Below are 20,936 nucleotides of genomic sequence, written 5' to 3'. Positions count from 1 at the left end.
CCGACCGTCCATGGTCGGCGGGCCAGGGGATCGATGTGGGACAACTGGCATGCCACCAGCTCCCCCGCAGGTGCGGGGAGGACCCGTCGCTACTGGGGCAATGCGGCGGCGTTGCTGCTTCTTCGCGCCGCTTGGCGTGTTGCTGGAGCCCCGTGGGAGACGTTGAGTTGAGGCCGGCTCTTGGCGTCGGCGCTCCAGCCGGCCGTCGACGCGTTCGTCCGACAAATTCGCTGTCCGACTGCCGCTGCGCCGTGATACACCACCGACGTGCAAAACACTTTGGAGTTCCCCGAGGTCCTGCGGCTGATCGAAGACCGCTCGGCCGCGTTCCGCGCCGCGATCGCGTCCGCCCCCGACCTGGATGTCCAGGTCCCGAGTTGCCCGGACTGGACGCTGCGCGAACTGGCGCAGCACCTCGGTGACGGCCGCCGTCGCCAGGCCGCCATCGTCGCGGCGGGTCCGGGCGCTGAACCCCCGGCGAAGACGGACCCGAAGGGCGCTCCGACCGCACCCCGCGACCCCGAAGCCCTGGACGCCTGGCTCGCCGAGTCGACCGAGCTCATGCTCGCCGCGACGCGCGAGGCCGGCCCGGACCGCGGCTGTTGGACCTGGTGGGGCCGCTCGCAGGCTCCCCAGACCAGCGGGGCCCTGGCCCGGCACCAGATCCAGGAGATCGCCGTCCACACCTACGACGTCCAGCTCACCCAGGGCGCCGCGCAGCCGCTGCCGACGGACGTCGCGGTCGAGGGCGTCGACGAGTTCCTGACGACCGTCGCGGCGACGACCGTTCCCTGGCCGTTCAAGCCGGCGACCATCGACCTGCACGCGACCGAGGACCGCTCCTGGCGCCTGACCCTCAACGCCGACGGCGTCCGCTGCGACGACCTCGCCGCCGACGCGGAACCGGGCGACCTGGTGATGCGAGGCGCAGCGAGCGACCTGGTCCTCTACTTCTACGACCGCCTCCCGCTCGAGGCCCTGGAGAACACCGGCGACACGGAGCCGATGGAGCAGCTCGCAGTCTGGGACCCGAACGCGTAGAACGGGGCCAGCTCAAACGGCTTCGCAGCCACTGCGAGCGCCGCGCCGATCTCCATCAGAGCCTGCTTGACCTCGCCCGCGGTGCCATCTGCGTGCGGCGGCTTTGCCTGGCGGCCTGGATGGCACCGCCCAAGCTGTCAATTGAACGCGTTCAGGAAATCTGGCAAGCTGGCCCGAGCTTGCACCGGACAGCTGCGGGACCCTGCAGCCTGCTGGGCGCGCGCTGCAGAGACGGTCAACCCGACGGGCGGGGGCACGGAGTCGATGCGAGGGTTCCCAGTCGAAGCCGCCACGGCCGGGCGGTCTGCATGGCGCGCAGCTGACAGGATGCGGCGCCCTGCCCACCTGCTCAGCAGGGCTTCTGGGCGCGTCGCGGCAGTTCTCGGGTGCCTGGCCTTCGCGTGCACCGCGTGCGCGGACGCCGGCGGCGAGGCGGCCGTGATCCAGCACGCCGATCTGGTCGGCGACTGGGCCAATGCGGCCGGCGCCAGCGTGCACATCGCTGCCGACCACAGCCTGACGGCGAGTGGGATCGACCATGCCGTGCCCGACTACACGTGCTCTGCGAACATCGCGGCCGGTAGGTGGCGGTTCTACGTGCAGGACAGATCGTCGCAGACCCTCACGGACCCCGAGTCGGCGACCGAAGGCGAGTCATTCACGGTGACGACGGGCACCGCCAGTTCGACCGGGAGGCCGTGCTACCTCGAGGCCCAGGTCAGGAGCGATGACCAGGGCTTCAACATCTGTCTCGTCCTGGATCCGGACCAGACGTGCACGGCTGAAGAGCTCCTCCGCAAGGCGCCACCACGACCGCACTGAGCGGGTGTCGTGACGCGACGCTGATTCAGGAAAACCGGCACCGGCGGCCCCCTCGGGGTTGCCGGCGAGCGGGTTGCCGTCGTGGTGGTTCTTGACTGAGCGGTGGAGCGGGTCGGCGGAAGCGTCCGCCCTGCCGGGCGGCGGCTGCTGCTGCCCGGCAGGGCGGGGACGGCCAGGTGTCCGTGCCGCCGTGACCGGGGGGCGGCGCGTCTACGGCTGCCGCGGGCCGTTCACCGGTCGCCCTCCCCGGGGGCGGCGAGGAGGTCGGTGACGAGCCGGCGGGCGTAGGCGGCGTCGAGCCCGGCCGGGCGGAAGAGGATGCGGTACATCATGGGGGCGACGACGCGGTCCATGGCCGTCTCGACGTCGGGGGCGCTCTCCCCGCGGTCGACCGCACGGGCGACGATGACGTCGATCTGTTCGGCCGCGTAGGCCGAGCACTGGCCGGCGTTGCTGCCGTCCGGGTCGCCGAGCAGGGCGTCGCGGATGTAGGCGCGGCCGGAGGCGGACGCCATCTCGTCGAGGAACTGCTCGGCCCAGGCCGTGAGGTCGGACCGCAGGTCGCCGTGGTCCTCCGGCTCGGTGTCGGGTCGCAACCGCTCCACCGCGACGTCCGACAGCAGTTCCTGCAGGTCGCCCCAGCGCCGGTAGATCGTGGACGGGGTGACTCCGGCGCGCTGGGCGACCAGGGGCACGGTCAGCGCGTCGCGGCCCACCTCTTGCAGGAGCTCGCGTACGGCGGTGTGCACCGACGCCTGGACCCGGGCGCTGCGCCCGCCGGGGCGCACCATCTGCTTGCGACTCACCCGACCATGTTAAAGCACAGCTGTTGCGTTTAGAGGCGTCCGCGTCATCGGGCGGTCCGACGCCCCCGGCCCGAGCGGCGTGGGGGCGGGCCGGGACCGGAGGGCTCCGGCCCGCCCGGCCCGCCCGGCCCGAGGCCGGAGGGCTCCGACCCGGCCCGCCCGCCGCTCTCAGCTGACCGGCGCGAGCGCGCGGCCGGACTGCGTCCCCTCGTAGGCGTGGCCCACCCGCAGCAGCGTCCGCTCGCCGAAGTGCCGCCCGAGCAGCTGCATGCCGATCGGCATGCCCGCCGAATCGTGGCCGACCGGGACGGACAGCGCGGGCACCCCGGTGATGTTCGCCGGGGAGGAGAGGCGGACGTAGGCGTCGGGGACGCTCTCGACCCTGCCGTCGGGCCAGGTGACGGTCTCCTGGCCGGCGCGGACGGCGGTCGTCGGGACCGTCGGGGCGGCGATCAGGTCGACGTCCTCCAGGATGCGGGCCCATGCGTCGCGCATCAGCGTCCGGGCCCGCTGGGCGCGCAGGTAGTCACCGGCGCTCATCAGCTCGCCGGCCTCCAGGAGGATCCGGACGTCCGGCTGGTACAGCTCGGGGACGGTGCGCAGGGTGCTTTCGTGGTAGGCGGTGGCCTCCGGCACCATCAGGCCCCACTGGGTGGCCTGGAGGTAGCGGGTCATCGGGATGTCGATCTCGACGAGCCGGGCGCCGAGCGCCTCCAACTGCGCGACGGCACGGTGGACGGCCGCCGCCACCTCTGCGTCGACGTGGTCGAAGTAGTGGGTGCGCGGCACGCCGACGCGCACTCCCGTCAGGTCCGGGTCGGAGGGCGGCCGGTAGTCGACGGCGGGGGCGGCCACCGAGGCGGGGTCGCGCGGGTCGTGCCCGGCGAGGGCGGCCAGGACGAGGGCCGCGTCCTCGACGGTACGGGTGATCGGGCCGACGTGGTCGAGGGACCAGGACAGCGACGTGACGCCGTGGCGGGGCACGAGCCCGTAGGTCGGCTTGAGTCCGACCACCCCGTTCAGCGCGGCGGGCACCCGGATCGATCCGCCGGTGTCGGTGCCGAGGGCGAAGGTCGCCGCGCCGGAGGCCACGGCGACGGCGGACCCTCCGCTGGAACCACCCGCGACCCTGTCGCGGTCCCAGGCGTTGGCGGTCTGCGGGGTGGTCAGGCCGTAGGCGAACTCGTGGGTGTGCGTCTTGCCGACCACGATCGCGCCGGCCGCCCGCAGCCGTGCGGCGACCATGCTGTCGGAGGCCGCGCGGTGGTCGGCGCGCACCCGGGAGCTGGCTGTGGTGGGCGAACCGGCGACGTCGATCAGGTCCTTGAGCCCGACCGGGATCCCGTGCAGCGGACCGCGGAACCGGCCCTGCGCGGCTTCGTGCTCGGCCTCGCGGGCCGTTCGGCGCGCCTGGTCCGCCGCGACCGTGACGTAGGCCCCGAGGTGCGGCTCCACCTGCTCGATGCGCTGGAGGACCGAGTCGACCAGCTCGACCGGGGACAGCCGGCGGGCCTGGATCTCCTCCGCGGCGGCGGTGATGGACAGCTCGTACGGCTCCATCGTCCTACTCCTTCCCCGCGCGGTAGGCGGCGGCGGGCGGGGTGTCCCCGAAGTCCAGTTCGCGCAGGACCGCGACGACGGCGTGGATGTGGTCGGCGGTGGCCGCAACCGCGGCGTGGCGGTCGTCGGGCAGGGGAAGCCCGGCACGGGCGGCCCAGCGGGCGGCCTCGGGCGGGGTGAGCTCGGCGGAGGACGGTGCGGCAGGGGACGGTTCGGCGGAGGACGGTGCGGCAGGGGACGGTTCGGCGGAGGACATGGACTCTCTCCTGATCGGGTGATCGGGCCCGGAGCGGCGGCGCGGCGCCGCGACACCAAAAGCTATTCGTTTGCGTTAGTGCGACTGTAGGTCCTACCCTCACTTAAAGCAAACGGATTGCGTTAGTGGAGGGAGTTCCATGTCCGGCACCTTGTCCGGCACACCCGCGCGCCACCCCCGCCGCCCGCCTGGGAGCGGCCGGCCCGGCGCACCCGCGCACCGCTCCCGGGCGCGGAACCGTGCGGCATCCTTCGTCCTCGACGCCTCGGTACTCGTGGCCCTCCTGGCCGCATCCAGTGCCCCGACGCCGCTGTACCCGCTCTACCAGGACCGGTGGGGCCTTTCCGCGCTCGACGTCACGGTGGTCTTCAGCGCCTACGCCCTGGCGCTGCTGTCGGCCCTGCTCACCACCGGAGCGCTCTCCGACCGGCTGGGACGGCGCCCCGTCCTGACGGGCGCTCTGCTCGCGCAGGCCGCCGCCATGGTCCTCCTGGCCTCGGCGGACGGCGCGGGCTCCCTGACGGTGGCTCGCCTCCTGCAGGGGGTGGCCACCGGCGCGGCCACCAGCGCCGCGGGCGCGGCACTCCTCGACCTGGAGCACCCCGGGCGCCCGGGACGGGCCGCCCTGACCAACACCATCGCCCCGGTCGCCGGCATGGCCGCGGGCGTCCTCGCCTCCACCCTCCTCGTCCGCTTCGCCCCGGCCCCCACCGTCACCGTCTACGCGCTGATGGCGGCGCTGTTCGCCGCCCAGGCGATCGCGGTCGCCTTCACCACGGAGACGGCCCGCCGCCGTGCGGGAGCGCTACGCTCCCTGCGCCCGCAGCTCGGCGTCCCGCCCGCGGCCCGCCGCACCCTGCTGACCACCGGCACCGCCGTCGTCGCCGTCTGGGCCCTGGGCGGCTTCTACTCCTCCCTCGGGCCGGCCCTCGTGCGCCTGGTCGCCCCCGACGCCCCGCAGGCGGCCCGCGGCATGGTCTTCTTCACCCTCAGCGCCACCGCCGCGCTCACCGTCTGGGCCCTGCGCCGCATCGACCCCCGCACCACCACCATCGGCGGATGCCTGTCCGTCGTGCCCGCCACGGCCCTGACGCTGAGCGGTCTGCACGGCGCCGGACTGCCCGCCGTCTACACCGGCGCAGCCGTCGCCGGCGCGGCCTTCGGCGCCGTCTCCCAAGGGGCGCTGCGGATGCTCCTCGGCCCGCTCCGCGAGCAGGACCGCGCCGGCACACTGGCCGCCTACTACGTCCTCAGCTACCTCGCCATGAGCCTGCCCGCCATCGCCGCGGGCGCCGCCACCCAGCACTACGGGCTCGGGGCCACCTCCCACGCCTACGCCGTCATCACCGCCCTCCTCGCCGCAGCGGCGCCGGCGGCACTCGCCGCGCCCCGGCGCCGGACGGCAACCGACCACCTCGCCTCCCCCTCGACCTCCCTCTCCGCTGAAGCGCAGCGCAACAGCAGCTGAAGAGCAAAGGAAACGACCGATCATGCGCACTCCCCCTGCCCGCACCATCCCGTCCTGGACGGTGGGCGACCTCACCGTCCACCGCATCGACGAAGTCCTGCTGCCGCCGGCAACCGGACCGTGGCTGCTGCCCGACGCCACCCCCGAGGTGGTGGCCGGCCAGGACTGGCTGCAGCCCCACTTCGCCGGCCAGGACGGCATCCTCCACCTCGACAGCCACAGCTTCGCCTTCACCGTCGACGGGCTGCGCGTGCTCGTCGACACCGGAATCGGCAACGGCAAGGAACGGGCCAACCCGGCCTGGCACGACCTGCACACCGACTACCCGGAGCGCCTCACCGCCGCCGGCTTCCCGCCGGACTCCGTCGACCTCGTGATCCTCACCCACCTGCACGCCGACCACGTCGGCTGGAACACCCGCACGGTGGACGGCGCGTGGGTCCCCACCTTCCCCCGCGCCCGCTACCTCACCGCCCGCACCGAACGGGAGTTCTGGGCCGCCTACGACATGGAGGAGGCGCGCCGCCAGATGTTCCGCGACTCGGTGATCCCGGTCGAGCGGGCCGGTCTGCTGGACCTGGTCGACGTCCCGGACGAAGGCGGCGTGCAGATCGTCCCGGGACTGCGTCTGATCTCCACACCCGGCCACACCCCCGGCCATGTCGCCGTCGAACTGACCAGCCGCGGCGAGAAGGCGCTGATCACCGGTGACTGCATCCACCACCCGGTCCAGCTCGCCCACCCCACCATCGGCGCCTGCGTCGACATCGACCCGCAGCAGTCCGAGGCCACCCGCCGTGCCCTGCTCGCCTCCCTCGCCGGCACGGACACCCTCCTCCTGGGCACCCACTTCGCCCCGCCCACCGCCGGCCGCGTCATCGCCCACGGGGACGCCTACCGGCTCCGGCCCGTCCCCGCAGCCTGACCGGCCAGGCCGCCCCGCCGACGGCGTAGCCGGATCGGCGTCGCGGCCGCCGGAAGGGCGGCCGTTGCGAAGGCGGGCTCGCCCCGGCCGCGACCGGGGTGCGCCACCCGATCGCTGCCAGCCGAGCGGCACCAAGACAGCAGACCGCGGTGCCGGACCTCTGCGGCAACCAGCGCCTGACCCGCGGGCGCGGGCAGAGCACCTACTCGACAGAACCGGTGGGCCCGATGACGTAGCGGCAAACCCGGTGGACACCGTCGGGATACTGCCGTCATGGCCGTCACCCAGCAGCTCGCCCGAGTCTCGGCGGAATACCTCGCCGCCTGCCGTCAGTCAGCCGAACAGTCACCCGACGGAGATCATCACTGGGATCCGCCGGCCGAGGACTGCCTGGACCTGGACTGGGCGCCCTCCATGCTGGAGCAGGCCTGCGAACTGGCACGACTCGACGCTGTCCACCTGGATGCGCTCAGGCGCGCGACCAACGGCGACACCGATGTCGATCTGGACTTCCTCAACGCGACCCCTCACGCGATCGCCTTCTTCAGCAACTCCGTTGCGACGGCGCTCGATCCGGACGCGGTTGCCCGGATGTCGGAACTGCTCGGAGAGATCGACATCCGCGCGATCCTCCACTCCGTCCACGACAGCGGCAAGGTCTCCACGCTCGGCTACGGGTTCACCGGTGATCCAACGGAGTACCTCCTGGGCCACTTCGGCGCGCTGCGCACGTTCTATGCGGAGGCGGCTCGAAGGGACCTTCTCGTCGTGCTCTGGTGGGACTGACCGGGGAGCTCTCCTCCCCGCACGGGACCCACCCGCGGCACGTCGGGCCTCAGGCCCAGCGCAGCGGAGAGTGCGCTGGGCCTGGTTCTGTCGTTCCTAGGCTCAGCCGAGGGCCGCACCGCGCTCCTGTGCGAGGGACTCCAGTCCGTACCGGGCCACGTGCTCGGCGTTGCTCAAATCGATCGTCCGGACACCCTCGGCGGTCAGCCGCTCGTTGATCTCGTCCAGGTGCTGCCGCACGAGCTGCTTCTCGGCGTCGGTGATGCGGCCCTTGTGCGGCCGGCCGGCGTGCTCCAGGCTGGCGTAGTTGACGCGCTCCTTGGCGCCGGCCGGCGTCGGCTGGTTCGGGATGGTGCGGGCCACCTTCTTGGCGCTGCGCAGTACCTCGGCCATAGGGGCGGCGGAGGCCAGCCGGTTGAAGGCTTCGGCCTCCAGCACGACCGTCTCCGGTTCGTCGGCGTCGGGGTGGTGCAGCTCGATGGTCACCAGGTCGAGCGCCAACTCCTCCACCGCGGTCAGCTCACTGCTGAGCGCTTCGATCTCGACCGGGCCGTCCTCCAGGTCGGGGTGCTGGCGGACCACGATGCGCACCAGGTCGTCGTCGTTCTCCACGTGCGTACCGGTCAGGTCCGAGAACCGGATGATCTTCTGGCCCATGTCTGCCTCTCGTGATGGCTGCGATCTGGCGAGAGCCTACGCCGGGATCGATCTTGGCTGCTCGTCGTCGGCTCGACGATCGCCCGCGACGACCGTCTCACCCTTCCGTGGAACGCCGGAGTCGCCGAAAGCCACGTCAGTCGGATCAAGATGCTCAAGCGCCAGATGTTCGGCCGCGCGGCCTTCACACTTCTCCGAGAGAGAACCAGCTGGCCTGGCGCATGAAGGTCGCGCGCGCCGTAATTCGCTGGCGCGCCGCACACCGATCCTCGAACCTGATCACCGTGCCAGAGCCCAAGCATCAGATCCGCGCCCGCTATACGGCCGCCACGGTAACCGTCTACCAGGCATACGCTCCGGAACTCGGCCTGCCCGCCGCACAGACCGGACGCTTCCCGGCAGCGTGGAAGAGGGACCGCATGACGTGGATCAAGCCGTCGTTCCTCTGGATGATGTACCGCTGCGGATGGGCGACCAAGGAAGGCCAGGAGACCGTCCTGGCGATCGAAATCACGCGCGAGGGCTTCGAATGGGCCCTGGCGAACGCCTGTCTGGCCCACTACGAGCGCGGTCTGCACTCCGACCGCACGGCATGGAAGCGCCAGTTGAAACGAGCCCCGGCTCGGGTGCAGTGGGATCCGGAACGCGACCTGCAGCTGCAGCCGCTTCCGTATCGCTCTCTTCAACTCGGCCTCGCCGGCGAAGCCGCTGAGCGCTACGCAGAGGAATGGATCGTTTCGATCACCGACGTCACAGCCACTGCGCATGCGATCCATGCTCAGGTGGTGGAAGGGGCTTTGGATGCCGCGCGGGAACTCCTTCCCGTCGAACGCCCCTATCCGTCCAGCGGAACGCTCCTGACTCACCTCACCGGCTGAGCTGCCGCGCACTTCCCGGACCACGGACTGCTCGTTCTCTGCCAGCCACTGTCTCGTTCCTGGCACATCGGATTGGTCAGCGCCTCCCACGCGCCCGTCAGCTCGACCTCGCCCTGGTGACGGAGGCGCGGATCCACTCAGAGGTCGTGCACCTCGCCGTCCGGGCGGATGCCGCCGAGCGGGTCTGCCGTCGCCACCAGGGTATGGGGCGCCTGGACGGCGAGGCCCGCTCGCCAGCCGCAGTTGTCCGGACTTCGCGAGTCTCGCGAGACACCGCGAAGTGGTGTCGGCTGACTGCACAACGCCCTGCGCTCGGTCGGCGGGCGCGAAGTGCACAGGCCGGACCCGCCCGGGACGGACGCCCACGGCTCCTCAGAAGTCCGCGTCGACCTCCATGGCGTCGTCGTCCGCGCCGACCTTCGTGCCCTCGCGGTCCGTGTCGGAGTCGCTGTTCTGGTCCCAGGTGAGGTCGCCCTGCTGGGTGAAGGTGATGTAGGTGCCGCCGGCCGCCTTGACCAGTTCGTGCAGGTACTGGGCGTAGTCCTTGACGGTCTCCACCTTGTAGTCCTCCATGCCCTTGTTGGCCGCCTTGCTCGGCCAGAGCGGGCCCGGGTAGACCTCGACGTCGCCGTCCTGGACGGGGGTGGCGTAGATCTGGGTGTAGCAGACGACGCAGGGGCGCTTGACGCCGACCGTCTTCGCCGGGTCGAAGCCGTCGAGTTTCTGGAGTCGCCGTTCGGCGTGGAGGCCGTCGTCGTCGGCGGAGACGTCCTCGGGCACCTTGACCGCCATGCCGGCGATCTCGGCGTAGTCCCCGCTCCCGGTCTCGCCCTCGGCCACCCGGTCGGACAGCTTGCCGGTGTGGCGGGCGAAGCGGTCCTGGCCCTCTGCGTCGGCCCCTCCGAAGTGCTCGACCAGGGCCCTGGCGAACGCCTTGCCCGTGCCGTGCTGCGCCGCGAGTTCCCGCAGCTTCGCGTTGTGCACGTTGCGGTTGGCGGAGATGTACAGGTCGGTGCCGATCGCGCTCACCTGCACCTCCTCGGCGGGCGAGGAGGTGACGCTCCCGAGGTACTCCTTGGCGAGGGTCGAGATCCAGCGCATGCTCTGGGTGGTCCGGGCGGCGGCGAAGTCCTTCGGCGGACGGGTGTTCTCCGAGCCCTTGTAGATCTTCTCCGTGGCGTTCAGGCTCGCGGTCTGGTTCTCCTCCGGCGCCTCCGTCAGGTGCAGGGTGCGGTTCTGGGCACCGCCGTGCGACGTCCAGCCCCAGGTCCCGACCAGCTCCTTGATCAGCGCGTCCTTCGCGTTGGACGCGCTGCCCTTCTTCTTGCCGCCGACCTTCGCCCTCGGCGCCTTGGGCATCCGCTGGACGGACGCCGTACGGGCCATCACCTGTCGCGCCGTCGCCTGCCGCGCCGAGGCCCGCTGGACCGCACCGTCCGCCGCGTCCGCACCGGCACGCGCGGCCGGCCGGGGCGCGCTCATGACGCGCCGCGCGTTCGCCTCCGCCTCCCGTTCGAAGCGGTCCGACGGGTCCGACACCCGCAGCCCCGAGCCGTTGTCGGTGCCGGAGACGGGCCCCTGCCGCTGCTGGATCACATGGGTCAGCTCGTGCGCCAGCGTCTCCTTGTCCCGGCCGCCTTCTCCGAGGACGACGTGGCTGCCCGACGTGTACGCGCGGGCGCCGATCTCCGACGCCGAGGCCTTGGCCGCCCGGTCGTCGTGGATACGGACGTCGGAGAAGTCGGCGTCGAACCGCGACTCCATGTCCGCGCGGGTGGAACCGTCCAACGGACGGCCCGCGCCGCGCAGGACGTCGTGCACCGCGGACCGCTGCACCGAGGACCGCTGCACCGGGGCCTGCGCGCTCCCGCCGTGGCCGCAGCCCGCCTCGTGCAGATGCTCCTGCTCCTGCTCCTCCTGGGCCACGTCCGCGCGCCGCATCCGCTCGACCACCGCCGCGTTGCCGATGCTTCGCTGCAGGCCGATGAGGCCCGACGCCGGGCCGGCGCCCGGAGCCTTCGACCTGCGTGCGGGGAGCCGCTCGTCGTGGCGGGCATCCTTCCGGTTCTTGCCGGGCGCGTGCATGAACTCTCCTGTTGACCGGAAGCGATGTCCTGTCCCCTTGGTAGACGATCACCACCGCCCCGGACAAGGGCCGGCGGGGCAGACCTGGTTGACCGGAGAGGCAGTGTTCGGCGGTCCTCTGGCGGCTCGAAGCCCGGAGGCGTAGTGCCGGCCCGGGCTCCGCCGAGTACTCTCCCGAGACGGAACGGCAGCGCGCGGCGGACACGGTGAGCTGCTGACGTGCAGGGGGCAGCGAAGCGGGACGGGACTTGCGAAGCCCCGCCCGCAGGCACGTCGGACGGGAGCCCCATGGGCAGCGGCCGCCCCCGCGTACTTCGTGAGTCGACCTCTCGAAGCACGGGAAGCGGCCGCGTCGCCTGCCCCCGGCCCCCGCAGACCTCAACAAGGCCGAAGGGCCGCAGGGTTCAGCTACAGGCTCAGGCGCCGAAGGCCGCGCGCAGCACGTCCACGGCCTGGGTGATCGCGGCCTGGGCGGCCCGGGTGCCGCGCAGCGCGTTCAGCATCACGAAGTCGTGGATGATGCCCTGGTACCGGGTGACGGTCACCGGCACCCCGGCCGCCCGCAGCTTCGCGGCGTACGCCTCGCCCTCGTCGCGCAGCACGTCCGCCTCGGCCGTGATGAGCAGGGCCGGCGGCAGACCGGTCAGCTGCTCGGTGCTGGCACGAAGAGGGCCACCGCGTAGTTCTGCTCGATCGCGACCGGATAGCGGGCCTCGGGAGAGAGGTCGTACTCGGGGAAGCGAAAGCCGCCCCGGTCCCGGTGGCGAGCTCGCGCATCAGCCGGTCGTCGGTGTGGGCGTTGCCGGGCAGGACTTCAGCTCGGGCCCAGCAGTGACCTGTTGCACGCCCGAGGGCTCCAATGATGATTCGCAGGACAGCATATGACGGTAGGAGATATATATAGGCGCATGACAGAACGCTCCCTGCAGGAGCCCACGCTGCTTCTGCTGACCGCGCTGGCCGATGCCCCCAGGCACGGCTACGCCCTCATCCAGGAGATCGCCGCGATCTCCGACGGCCGGGTGAAGATACGCACCGGCACTCTCTACGGCGCGCTGGAACGGTTGCTCGGCCAGGGCCTGATCCGGGTCGAGGGCGAGGAGATCGTCGACGGCCGGGCCCGTCGCACCTACGCCCTCAGCGACTCCGGCCGCGAGGTGCTCACCACCGAGGCCGAACGCCTGCGCGCCGTCGCCGCCGAGGCCGATCGCCGGCTGTCTGCCGCCCGCCCGTGGCTGAAGGGGGCCTTCGCATCATGAACGACCGCGCTCTGAGGGGGGCTCTGCGCCTGTACCCGGCCAAGTACCGGCGTGAGTGGGGCGAGGAGATCACGGCAGTGTTCGCCGGCATCACGGCCGGCGCGGGGGGTTGGGCCGTCGCGCGCGAGCTGTTCGACCTGGCCGGGCACGGCGTGCGGGCTCGGTTGGGCCTGAGGTCCGGCGGCACCTTCGCACGGCTGGCGGCGATGGCCGCGCCGTTCGCTGCCGCCGCGGCGGCGGGCATCTCGCTGATGGACCTCTACATGCTGGCACGCGACTGGCTGCGCCACGGGGATGCGGCGCTGTGGGTTCCGTCCGCCCCGCCGTTCTGCTACGCGTACTGGATCGGCCGGGGCAGCGAGGCGTTGTACCTGGCCATGGCGGGCGCTGCCGTGTTCGGGCGGTGGACGCTCGCACGGCTGCTCGGGCCGGTCGCCGTGCTGCTCGCGGTCGTGACCTGGCTTGTCGACAATTTCGACTACCTGTCGCACCATCACACGGCGTGGATCAGGAGCCTGGTCGAACTGACCTTCCAGATCGGTCCCCAGGCGCTGTGGGTGCTGATCCTGCTCGCCGCCCCGCGGGATCTGCTGGGCCCGGCCACCTGGCGCCGCGGTCTGGCCGCAGTCGCGGGGGTGCTGGTCGGCGGTGTGCTGTGGGGCCACACGTTCATGTTCGGCCTCTTCCGCTCCCTGAGCATGCTCGACGGTGTGCTCAGCCCCGCCTTCCCGGTGTACGAGCTGGTGCTGCTCCTGGTGGCGGTGGTGGGCCTGCGGCGCGGTCGGTACGCCCCTGCGGCCGCGGCACTCGCCGGCGCCCCGATCGGCCTGGTCTCGCTGGTTCTGACCGTTCACGCGCTGTGGAGCCCGTATTCCAGGGACGGGGCCGCGGCTCAGCTCGGAGTGCTCCTGGCGGTTGGCGTGGTCGGCGCGATCATCGCGGTCGCGGTGGAGAGCCGCTGGGCTCCGACCGCGCCTGGGCGGAGGCCGCCGACGGCCGGTTGATCGCGACTGCCGGGCACGGGGCACACCTCCAGCCCTCCGGGAGCGCGGCGGCCGGGTCGGCGCCGCGCCCCCGGGCGCCGCGGTCCCTGCCCGTCCGGCTCCGCGGCCACCGGTAGCAATACCGAAGACACCGAAGCCCCGGCCATCGGGAACGCCTATCGCCACGCCCGAGCCCTCCTCCCTCGCCCTCTTCACCCGGATGAGCACCCTCCCCTCGAAGCAGCAGGTGACGCAGGCCGACGGCTTCGGCGGCGACGTCCGCCAGGACACCCCCTTGTCATGACCCTTTCGAAGGACGCCGTGTTGCTGTCACGCTTCTTCTCCCGGCCCACTCCTTCGAGAGGCTTCGATGAGCAGATTCCTGCGTTTCCTGACCGCCGCCGCCCTGTTCGCCGCCGCCAGCACCGCGGCGCTCGCCACCCCCAACGTGGCGAGCGCCGCGGACTGCACGGCCGCCCAGGTCGTCACCAACGGCGGCTTCGAGTCCGGCGGTTCGCCCTGGACGGCGGACAGCGGCACGATCACCACCGACAGCGGCCAGAGCGCCCACAGCGGCAACTCCTACGCCTGGCTGGACGGTTACGGCTCCACCCACACCGAAACCCTTTCGCAGTCCGTCACCCTCCCCACCGGGTGCAGCACGGCGACGCTCCGCTTCTGGCTGCACGTCGACACCGCCGAGACCACCACCAGCTCCGCGTACGACAAACTCACCGTCAAACTCGGCGGCACCACCCTGGCGACCTACTCCAACCTGGACGCCGCGGCGGGGTACGTGCAGAAGAGCATCGACGTCTCCGCCTTCACCGGCCAGACCGTGACCCTCGCCTTCACCGGCGCCGAGGACTCCAGCCTGCAGACCAGCTTCGTGCTGGACGACATCGCCCTGGACGTCTCCGGCGGCACCACCCCGCCGCAGCCCGGCGACGCCACGCGCACCCCGGCCGCCCCCGGCTACACCGTCGCCCTGACCAGCGACAGCACCGGTGCCGGCTGGACCGGCCACGAGGACGTGCGCTTCACCAACGCCTCGGCCACCCCGCTGAACGAGGTCTACCTGCGGCTCTGGGACAACTGGCACGGCAGCTGCCCCGGCAACACCCCGATCACCGTCAGCAAGGTGACCGGTGGCACGCCCGCCGCGCTCTCGGTCAACTGCACGGCGCTGAAGATCACCCTGCCCGCGCCGCTGGCCCAGGGGCAGAGCGGCGCCGTGGGATTCGACCTCGCCATCACCGTACCGAGCGGCGCCGACCGCTTCGGACACGACGGGGCGTTCAACTTCCTCGGCAACGCCCTGCCGGTGCTGGCGATCCGCGACGCGGCCGGCTGGCACCTCGACCCGTACACCAACAACGGCGAGTCCTTCTACTCGCTCACGTCGGACTTCACCGTCACGCTCGACCACCCGTCGAGCCTGCTGGTGCCCGCGACCGGCACCTCGGTGGACACCCCCGGCACCGCCGGGCGGACCGTCACCAAGGCGACCGCGGCCAAGGTCCGCGACTTCGCCTGGGCCGCCGGGCCGTTCACGAAGGTCTCCGGCACCTCGCCGGCCGGCGTCAAGGTCAACATCTACTCGGTGGCCGGGATCAGCTCCTCGGACGCCAACTCGATGCTCTCCACCGCGACCTCCGCCGTCGACTCCCACGCCCAGCGCTTCGGGGCCTACCCGTACGGCGAGTTGGACGCGGTGATCGACAACAACTTCTGGTTCGGCGGCATGGAGTACCCCGGCTTCGTCCTCGACCTGGTCAGCACCACGGCGCTCACCCACGAGATAGGCCACCAGTGGTTCTACGGCATCGTCGGTGACGACGAGTACACCAGCCCCTGGCTGGACGAGGCGTTCACCGACTACGCCACCGACCTCGCCCTCGGCAAGTCCGGCAACGGCTGCTGGAACAGCGTCTCCTGGGCCTCCTCCGCCGAACGGATCACCAACTCGATGGCGTACTGGGACGCCAACTCCTCCCGCTACTCCACCGTCGTCTACGGCTACGGCAAGTGCGCACTGCACGACCTGCGCCGCCAGCTCGGCGACACCACCATGACCAAGTTGCTGCACGACTACGCGCAGTCCCACTGGAACGGCGTCTCCACCACCGCCGAGTTCAAGGCCGCCGCCCAGGCGGTCAGCACGGTCGACCTGACCCCCTTCTGGACCCAGCACCGCATCGACGGCTGAGCGCACAGCACACTGCCCGCCCCCCGCGGCCCGAGCTGCGGGGGGCGGGCGAGTGCTGCGCGGTCGCGCTGCCCGGCCGGCGCCTTCGATCAAGCCCATGGCCGACCTGGGGGGACGTCAACCTGCACGTCCGCATGCTCGGCGCCCAACGAGCGACTCGCCCTGCTGTTCCGCGACTGGTTCCGGGCGCACCCCGAGGCAGTCCCCGCCTATCCCCGCTTCAAGAGCGTCCTCGCGGGCACGGTCCACGACACCGGTGTCTACGCCGACGTCAAGGATCCCGTCGTCGACCTCGTCATCCCGGTCGCCGAGTCCTGGGCCCTCGCGACCAGTTGGACGCCACATACCGACACGAGCCCCAGAACGTGACTCCCACGACAGCAGCCCCGCACGCGCGGCCCCTCTCGCCCTCCTCATGAGCAACGAGTTCGCTCGGCGGCCGCGAGGAGGGAGCGGCTGTCCAAGGCGCGCCTACCCCGGTGCCCCGCTGGGTAGGGATGGCGGTGCGGCACGTGGCACTGCCGGACTCCGGCGGCGTGACGGCCGTTCAGTACCGCAGACGATCCGGCGGGGGGCGGCGGATGGAAACGGCGCAACGGGTGGTCAAACGCAGTGCATGGTTCGCGCGGCTGCCGGTCGCGCTCGCGGGTCTCAGCCTCCTGCTGCTCGTACACGCACTGGTGCGGAAGAACCTGGCGCACCCGACCGGAGTGTGGGAGGCCGATCTCCTGGACACCCAGGCTGCCGTCGCAGCCGTCCTGGCGTCGGCCGGGGCCGTCCTCGCTCGCGCCCAGTACGCACGGGCTGTGAGACCGGCGCTGGGATGGTTCGGCCGGGTCATGGCCGACGTGACCCCCGACGGCGAGCTGGCGTGGGCCTGCCACGTCATGAACGGTGCCCAGGACGTCGCAGTTCTGACGGAGGTCGACTACTGGGTGCGGTTCACCCCGACAGCACGGGCCGCCGGCGCCACGGACTCCACCCGCTGGGGGACCTGGCACGAGGCGATGGCCGGACTCGCGGCAGTGGGCCTGGAGGCCCGAGTGGACTTCACGCTCGACCTCATCGGCCCGGGTCGGCCGATCCCCGCCCAGGGGCTGATGTTCGTCGGCTGGTTCACGGAGAAGGCGATGGCGGAGATCGACGACGTCTTCGTGCGCGTCCGGGTGACCGACCGTGTCGGCGACACCCACGAGCGAGTCCTGGCCCTGCTTAAGGGCGCGGACCGCAAGCCCCGCAGCCCCGGACAGCCGCCGTTCTGAGCCCGGCACCCCACCCGGAACGGGTGAGGACGGGTGGCGACCGTGGTGCAACTGCTCGCCGAGTGCTCAGCGGATCGAGACGCACTGCACTGACGATCCACCCAGGCGCCCTCCGTCCCCCTGTAACCCGGCCTACTGGCGTTCCCCTACCGGAGGCCGAAGCTGTGACCCTCTGCCACCGGGCGCCACCAACTCGATGTAGGACTGCAGTTCGTACACCAGGACCACCCAGTACCGCCTGGTGTCCGCCATGCCAGATCCAGCCCTTTCCGGTGGCAGGCCGGACCGGCCAGCCTGCCACCGGAAAGGGCATCTCGGCCCGCCTCAGTCGGGCCAAGCCCGCCACCCGCCCCGGCGAGGCCGTTGGCACCCGGCCGCCCGCGGGTCGAGGAGAACGGGCGGCCTCGCGGCGGTTCGCGTGAGGGTCAGCGGGCGCTGCCGAGGTTCCGGTCGGCCTCGTCGCCTTCGAGCATGAGGGTGGTCTCCTCGATGCGGCGGAAGCGGCCGTCGGGGGCGAATTCGGCGAAGAGGTAGACCTCTATCCGGACGGTGGAGCCGTCCTTCTTGACGATCTCCATCGTGTGGCGGTCGGCGTAGCGGTCGCCGGAGGAGAGTTCGTCGTGGACCTCGACGGAGCCGCCCGCGACGACGGTGCGAAGGTGGGCGATGTGGTCGAGGAACTCGGTGCGGTCTGCCCAGCTGCCGTCGGTGCGCTGGCGGTAGTCGGGGGCGAAGTGGCGGTCGGCGGCCTCGTCCAGGTCGAGACCGGGGGTGAGCAGCAGGTCGGTGAGGGCGGAGCGTGCGTCGGTGCGGTTCATGGGGGTTCCTCCGGTTGCAGGTGGTGACAGCCCGAACGGTGAGTGCACGAGTACGGGCGATACGTGCCTTGAGCACGCACCTACGGTAACAGAAAAAGCGTGCTCAAGGCACGCTAATTCTGACGGTCGCAACGCGACTCACCGCCATGCCACCCTCGGGCTGCCGCCGGCTGGCCCGTACCGCCCGGTCGCCCGCGCACGCCGGAACAGCGCCCAGTTCGATGGCCGGCAGGCTGACTGTGACTTTCCGCGACCCGGCGGCCTGTGGAGGGACGGGCAGCGACCCGCGGTCAGGACTTCCGAGGGCGGTAGGCGGAATCGCGACAACACCGAGTGCCCGGCCGGTCCCGTGCAGGACCCTCAGCCGGGCGCCATGCCCGGGGTGCGCACCGCCGAGGGAGCGGGTTTCCTGGCGGGAGAACGCTTCCGACCAGGAAAGGGCGACGTGCCATGACGGTGACTGCGGACCTCGACAAGATCCTCGACAAGGCGTACGAGAATCTCACCCTGGAGGAGGTGCTGAAGGCGCCGGTGGCGGCCCTGGCCGGACTGACCGACGCCCACGGCACCGCTCTCGAAGGGTTGAAGATCAAGAGCATCGGCGACCTCGGGCGGAACAAGTACATCCGTGCCGCCGTCGCCATGGCGGACCTCCAGGACCGCGCCCACTGAGCCGACCTGCCCAGCGGACGGTCGCACTGGGGAACGGGCTGTTCGGCGGCGCGCGGGTACCCTTCGGACCCTGCGCGCCGCCGCGTTCAACCCGTCAGCTGTGCTGCTCCTCGAGGCTCAGGGGGCCGTGGCCAGTCTGGGGTCGTTCGCGTAGACCGGGTTCCCCTCGCGTTCGTACTGGGCCAGGGCCAGCCCCATGCAGAAGAACGTCGGCGCCCATTCGCCCACGAAGATCCCCCACCGGTCGGCGCGGTCCAGGCCGGCCGCCTCGGCCTTCACGGAGACCATCCACGAGGCGAACGACAACCCGATCGACGCCACGCCCGCCAGGTAGGCGTGCTCGGACTTCACACCGGCGTCATGCAGCTTCTTGATGATCATCACAACCTCCAACGATTGATGCGGCACTCCGGCCCACGCGGCTGCCCAGCCACCCGCGCCCCACACCAGGGTCCGGCCACCGGTATCCCGTACGAGGACCCGACGGCCGCAGACGAGCACTGCGGCTGCTCACTCTCCGCAGCCCGATCCGACGAACCGATCCGACCAGCGGGGGACACTCACCGCCAGGTCAGCCGCCCACGGCACCCCCGATGACTCAACCCTCGCCCTGCACCTGCACCTGCGGCTCCGCGTCCGTCTGCTCGCAGGCGCCCAGGATCCGATGGGCGCTCCCCCGCCCGAGGAAGGCCCCGTGGCGGGCTCTCCAAGCGGTTCGGCGGGAACGACTTCCTGGTTGGCACGTTCAGGCACAGCGGGCGGCGAGAGCCTCGCCGACCAGGGTCGCATCATCGTCGGGGTAGCGGCCGACTACGGTTCCCAAGGAGCGCGACAGCCCGCCGCCTCCCCCGTGACCGCTGGAGCCGGGCCGACCAGGCCGGGCTGGCTGTTCCGGGTTGCTCACCCCGCCCCGGCCGCAAGGAATCCCACTGTGCCGTTCCCCCTTCCACGACCCGCCGCACGCCGTGTCGGAGCCCGACGGCTGGGCGTTGCCGCGATAGCGCTCTGCCTGCCACTGATCCTCGGAGGATGCGTGTCCACGCCCGGTCCCGACGATCCTCTCCCCGTCAAGTCCCGCCAGGACGCCCAGGACTGGGCGAAGCACATGACCGAGTCCATGGCACAGACAGCCGGAGTCACCCTCGACACCAGCAGCGTCGAACCGATCTTCAGCGACTGTGTCGGCAACCGCGATGAGGTCCGACAGGACGGCCGGTACAAGCTGTCGTACGCGGTCTACAGCTCCACCCCGCTCGAACAGCACCCCGAGGCCGTCCGTAAGGCCCGCACGATGCTCGAACAGCAGGGCTTCACAATCGACGGCTACCGGGAGCGCGCCAACGGCAAGGTGGACGCAGTCCTCGACGCGTCCCAGGCGTCGAGCCGGTACCTGGTCACCGTGCAGACCACGAAGGACGGCCTCCTGGCCTTCAGCGTCAACACCCCTTGCCTGATGCCCCCCCCACAACGACAGAGACTCCTCACTGAACCACCGCCGGTGCTCAGCGACCGATCAGCGGAATCGGCCGTCGGCTGTCGGCTGTCGGCCGCGCTGCAAACGAGCGTATCTGCAACGGTGGTGAGGATATGTCAGCTCTTTGATCACCGTGCAGTCAGATGACTGATGTCCGCAGTGTGCCGGGTCGGCGAGAGTCGAGGTCGCCGGGTGCTTCCCGGTGGCGGGCGCGGGTGCGTGCCCGCGTGATCGTCGGCATACGGGACGAGGAGTACCGGAATGGCAGTCAGTCAGCGGCCTGCTGGGAAGTGGAGGGCGGCTGCGGTCGCCGGGGCTGCGGCCCTCGCCGTCACGTGCGGCATCGCCGCACCGGCGAGTGCGGCGCCCGATTCGGCGGACCGCCTGAGCATCGGCGACGTGCAGCTGGGAGAGCCGGCGCACCCTCGGGACCACCCGGGCGGCCGCCCGCTGATCAAGCACTACTGGGTCGCCAAGCTCGGGTACTCCGCCGTGTCCGCGCTGAACCAGCGGACCAACTACGCCTGGCAGCGCAACTACAAGGACTGGACGGTTGCCATCGTCGGCAACAACATCCAGGGGAGGGAGGTCACCCTCTACACCAAGATCACCAACCTGATCTACGGTGAAGGCGGCGTCATCGGTGCCCAGACCGCTCCGACGTCTCAGGTGGCGATCGCCCGCAACACCATCGTGGCCCAGGGGAACGTCAACATCATCACCGAGATCGTGAACGTCCACGTCGTCAGCCCCAAGTGGGAGGACGTTTTCAGCGCCGACTGCCGTGCCCAGGAGGACCTCCGCAACGCGGTGAAGGCCCAGCTCGCCTGCACGATGGGCTGAGCCGCGGCGGGCGGCAAGCGGCAGTGCCCGCAGCGATGGCGACACCCTCCCCCAGGGTGCCCGCGCCGCCATCGCTGCCGACCTGCCCCGGGGCCGCCGGTGCGCCGTCCTGGTCGCCGCTGCACAGCGGCG

The 20,936-nt window shown here is 71.4% G+C and carries 20 protein-coding genes and 2 pseudogenes; 14 read left to right on the top strand and 8 right to left on the bottom strand.

The features are described from left to right. Nucleotides 1-267: 267 nt before the first annotated feature. Nucleotides 268-1,041, top strand: a complete 774-nt coding sequence (locus ABT247_RS20180; protein ID WP_350744174.1) for a maleylpyruvate isomerase family mycothiol-dependent enzyme — start codon at nt 268-270, stop codon at nt 1,039-1,041. A gap of 438 nt (nt 1,042-1,479) precedes the next feature. Next, the gene (locus ABT247_RS20170; RefSeq protein WP_350744173.1) at nt 1,480-1,863 is read left to right on the top strand and encodes a hypothetical protein; all 384 of its coding nucleotides are present in this window, start codon (nt 1,480-1,482) and stop codon (nt 1,861-1,863) included. A 230-nt stretch (nt 1,864-2,093) separates the two neighbouring features. Here ABT247_RS20170 and ABT247_RS20165 read toward each other — a convergent pair whose 3' ends face one another. The 3 genes and pseudogenes from ABT247_RS20165 to ABT247_RS20155 all read right to left on the bottom strand — a co-directional run. Beyond that, nucleotides 2,094-2,654: a TetR/AcrR family transcriptional regulator gene (locus ABT247_RS20165; RefSeq protein ID WP_350744177.1), complete on the bottom strand. Its 561-nt coding sequence runs from the start codon at nt 2,652-2,654 to the stop codon at nt 2,094-2,096. Nucleotides 2,655-2,837: 183 nt separating this feature from the next. After that, nucleotides 2,838-4,229: an amidase gene (locus ABT247_RS20160; protein ID WP_350744172.1), complete on the bottom strand. Its 1,392-nt coding sequence runs from the start codon at nt 4,227-4,229 to the stop codon at nt 2,838-2,840. A gap of 4 nt (nt 4,230-4,233) precedes the next feature. Beyond that, nucleotides 4,234-4,422: pseudogene (locus tag ABT247_RS20155) on the bottom strand (hypothetical protein); the annotation flags it as partial. Nucleotides 4,423-4,624: 202 nt separating this feature from the next. Between ABT247_RS20155 and ABT247_RS20150 the strand changes: the two are divergent. The 3 genes from ABT247_RS20150 to ABT247_RS20140 all read left to right on the top strand — a co-directional run bounded on the left by ABT247_RS20150 (nt 4,625) and on the right by ABT247_RS20140 (nt 7,664). Continuing rightward, nucleotides 4,625-5,953 carry an MFS transporter gene (locus ABT247_RS20150; protein ID WP_350744171.1) on the top strand — a complete coding sequence of 443 codons (1,329 nt, stop codon included), beginning with the start codon at nt 4,625-4,627 and terminating at the stop codon, nt 5,951-5,953. Between the two features lie 22 nt (nt 5,954-5,975). Beyond that, the gene (locus ABT247_RS20145) at nt 5,976-6,878 is read left to right on the top strand and encodes an MBL fold metallo-hydrolase (RefSeq protein ID WP_350744170.1); all 903 of its coding nucleotides are present in this window, start codon (nt 5,976-5,978) and stop codon (nt 6,876-6,878) included. A 273-nt stretch (nt 6,879-7,151) separates the two neighbouring features. Then, nucleotides 7,152-7,664: a DUF1877 domain-containing protein gene (locus ABT247_RS20140; RefSeq protein WP_350744169.1), complete on the top strand. Its 513-nt coding sequence runs from the start codon at nt 7,152-7,154 to the stop codon at nt 7,662-7,664. Between the two features lie 102 nt (nt 7,665-7,766). On the opposite strand, the gene ABT247_RS20135 is transcribed toward ABT247_RS20140, so the two are convergent. Next, complete coding sequence (locus tag ABT247_RS20135; RefSeq protein WP_350744168.1) at nt 7,767-8,321, bottom strand: hypothetical protein; 555 nt, start codon at nt 8,319-8,321, stop codon at nt 7,767-7,769. Between the two features lie 284 nt (nt 8,322-8,605). Between ABT247_RS20135 and ABT247_RS20130 the strand changes: the two genes are divergently transcribed. After that, a complete protein-coding gene (locus ABT247_RS20130; protein WP_350744176.1) occupies nt 8,606-9,199 on the top strand; it encodes a DUF4291 domain-containing protein in 594 nt (197 codons plus the stop codon). Nucleotides 9,200-9,571: 372 nt separating this feature from the next. Here the strand turns inward: ABT247_RS20130 and ABT247_RS20125 are convergent, their stop codons facing one another. Together ABT247_RS20125 and ABT247_RS20120 are read right to left on the bottom strand one after the other, a co-directional pair. Beyond that, entirely contained in the window at nt 9,572-11,284 is a 1,713-nt protein-coding gene (locus ABT247_RS20125; RefSeq protein ID WP_350744167.1) for an eCIS core domain-containing protein, read from the bottom strand. 416 nt (nt 11,285-11,700) lie between these two features. Further along, a pseudogene (locus ABT247_RS20120) lies at nt 11,701-12,088 on the bottom strand (alpha/beta hydrolase); the annotation flags it as partial. Between the two features lie 104 nt (nt 12,089-12,192). Between ABT247_RS20120 and ABT247_RS20115 the strand changes: the two are divergent. From ABT247_RS20115 to ABT247_RS20095, 5 genes are all read left to right on the top strand, one after another. Then, a complete protein-coding gene (locus tag ABT247_RS20115) occupies nt 12,193-12,543 on the top strand; it encodes a PadR family transcriptional regulator (RefSeq protein WP_350744166.1) in 351 nt (116 codons plus the stop codon). Beyond that, nucleotides 12,540-13,547, top strand: a complete 1,008-nt coding sequence (locus ABT247_RS20110) for a hypothetical protein (protein WP_350744165.1) — start codon at nt 12,540-12,542, stop codon at nt 13,545-13,547. The genes ABT247_RS20115 and ABT247_RS20110 overlap by 4 nt, the downstream gene beginning before the upstream one ends. 349 nt (nt 13,548-13,896) lie before the next feature. Further along, entirely contained in the window at nt 13,897-15,735 is a 1,839-nt protein-coding gene (locus ABT247_RS20105; protein ID WP_350744164.1) for a M1 family aminopeptidase, read from the top strand. 12 nt (nt 15,736-15,747) lie between these two features. Next, a complete protein-coding gene (locus ABT247_RS20100; protein WP_350744175.1) occupies nt 15,748-16,104 on the top strand; it encodes a GrpB family protein in 357 nt (118 codons plus the stop codon). Between the two features lie 212 nt (nt 16,105-16,316). Next, the gene (locus ABT247_RS20095) at nt 16,317-16,997 is read left to right on the top strand and encodes a hypothetical protein (protein ID WP_350744163.1); all 681 of its coding nucleotides are present in this window, start codon (nt 16,317-16,319) and stop codon (nt 16,995-16,997) included. A 425-nt stretch (nt 16,998-17,422) separates the two neighbouring features. Here ABT247_RS20095 and ABT247_RS20090 read toward each other — a convergent pair whose 3' ends face one another. Then, a complete protein-coding gene (locus tag ABT247_RS20090) occupies nt 17,423-17,815 on the bottom strand; it encodes a nuclear transport factor 2 family protein (protein ID WP_350744162.1) in 393 nt (130 codons plus the stop codon). A 450-nt stretch (nt 17,816-18,265) separates the two neighbouring features. Here ABT247_RS20090 and ABT247_RS20085 point away from each other — a divergent pair, with 450 nt between their 5' ends. Continuing rightward, entirely contained in the window at nt 18,266-18,487 is a 222-nt protein-coding gene (locus tag ABT247_RS20085) for a hypothetical protein (RefSeq protein WP_350744161.1), read from the top strand. A 117-nt stretch (nt 18,488-18,604) separates the two neighbouring features. On the opposite strand, the gene ABT247_RS20080 is transcribed toward ABT247_RS20085, so the two are convergent. Next, nucleotides 18,605-18,868, bottom strand: a complete 264-nt coding sequence (locus ABT247_RS20080; RefSeq protein ID WP_350744160.1) for a hypothetical protein — start codon at nt 18,866-18,868, stop codon at nt 18,605-18,607. Between the two features lie 652 nt (nt 18,869-19,520). Between ABT247_RS20080 and ABT247_RS20075 the strand changes: the two genes are divergently transcribed. Together ABT247_RS20075 and ABT247_RS20070 are read left to right on the top strand one after the other, a co-directional pair. Continuing rightward, nucleotides 19,521-20,108 carry a hypothetical protein gene (locus tag ABT247_RS20075; protein ID WP_350744159.1) on the top strand — a complete coding sequence of 196 codons (588 nt, stop codon included), beginning with the start codon at nt 19,521-19,523 and terminating at the stop codon, nt 20,106-20,108. Between the two features lie 114 nt (nt 20,109-20,222). Beyond that, nucleotides 20,223-20,804, top strand: a complete 582-nt coding sequence (locus tag ABT247_RS20070) for a hypothetical protein (protein WP_350744158.1) — start codon at nt 20,223-20,225, stop codon at nt 20,802-20,804. The last annotated feature ends 132 nt before the right edge of the window (nt 20,805-20,936 follow it).

The sequence above is a fragment of the Kitasatospora sp. NPDC001539 genome (assembly GCF_040298565.1).
Taxonomy (GTDB): Bacteria; Actinomycetota; Actinomycetes; order Streptomycetales; family Streptomycetaceae; genus Kitasatospora.
This window is presented reverse-complemented; position numbering and strand designations above follow the sequence as displayed.

Bases quoted from the DNA above. Each gene is read 5' to 3' on its own strand.
- ABT247_RS20165 (WP_350744177.1), bottom strand. From the start codon at position 2,654: ATGGTGCGCCCCGGCGGGCGCAGCGCCCGGGTCCAGGCGTCGGTGCAC.
- ABT247_RS20160 (WP_350744172.1), bottom strand. From the start codon at position 4,229: ATGGAGCCGTACGAGCTGTCCATCACCGCCGCCGCGGAGGAGATCCAG.
- ABT247_RS20150 (WP_350744171.1), top strand. From the start codon at position 4,625: ATGTCCGGCACCTTGTCCGGCACACCCGCGCGCCACCCCCGCCGCCCG.
- ABT247_RS20145 (WP_350744170.1), top strand. From the start codon at position 5,976: ATGCGCACTCCCCCTGCCCGCACCATCCCGTCCTGGACGGTGGGCGAC.
- ABT247_RS20140 (WP_350744169.1), top strand. From the start codon at position 7,152: ATGGCCGTCACCCAGCAGCTCGCCCGAGTCTCGGCGGAATACCTCGCC.
- ABT247_RS20135 (WP_350744168.1), bottom strand. From the start codon at position 8,321: ATGGGCCAGAAGATCATCCGGTTCTCGGACCTGACCGGTACGCACGTG.
- ABT247_RS20125 (WP_350744167.1), bottom strand. From the start codon at position 11,284: ATGCACGCGCCCGGCAAGAACCGGAAGGATGCCCGCCACGACGAGCGG.
- ABT247_RS20115 (WP_350744166.1), top strand. From the start codon at position 12,193: ATGACAGAACGCTCCCTGCAGGAGCCCACGCTGCTTCTGCTGACCGCG.
- ABT247_RS20110 (WP_350744165.1), top strand. From the start codon at position 12,540: ATGAACGACCGCGCTCTGAGGGGGGCTCTGCGCCTGTACCCGGCCAAG.
- ABT247_RS20105 (WP_350744164.1), top strand. From the start codon at position 13,897: ATGAGCAGATTCCTGCGTTTCCTGACCGCCGCCGCCCTGTTCGCCGCC.
- ABT247_RS20095 (WP_350744163.1), top strand. From the start codon at position 16,317: ATGGAAACGGCGCAACGGGTGGTCAAACGCAGTGCATGGTTCGCGCGG.
- ABT247_RS20090 (WP_350744162.1), bottom strand. From the start codon at position 17,815: ATGAACCGCACCGACGCACGCTCCGCCCTCACCGACCTGCTGCTCACC.
- ABT247_RS20085 (WP_350744161.1), top strand. From the start codon at position 18,266: ATGACGGTGACTGCGGACCTCGACAAGATCCTCGACAAGGCGTACGAG.
- ABT247_RS20080 (WP_350744160.1), bottom strand. From the start codon at position 18,868: ATGATCATCAAGAAGCTGCATGACGCCGGTGTGAAGTCCGAGCACGCC.
- ABT247_RS20070 (WP_350744158.1), top strand. From the start codon at position 20,223: ATGGCAGTCAGTCAGCGGCCTGCTGGGAAGTGGAGGGCGGCTGCGGTC.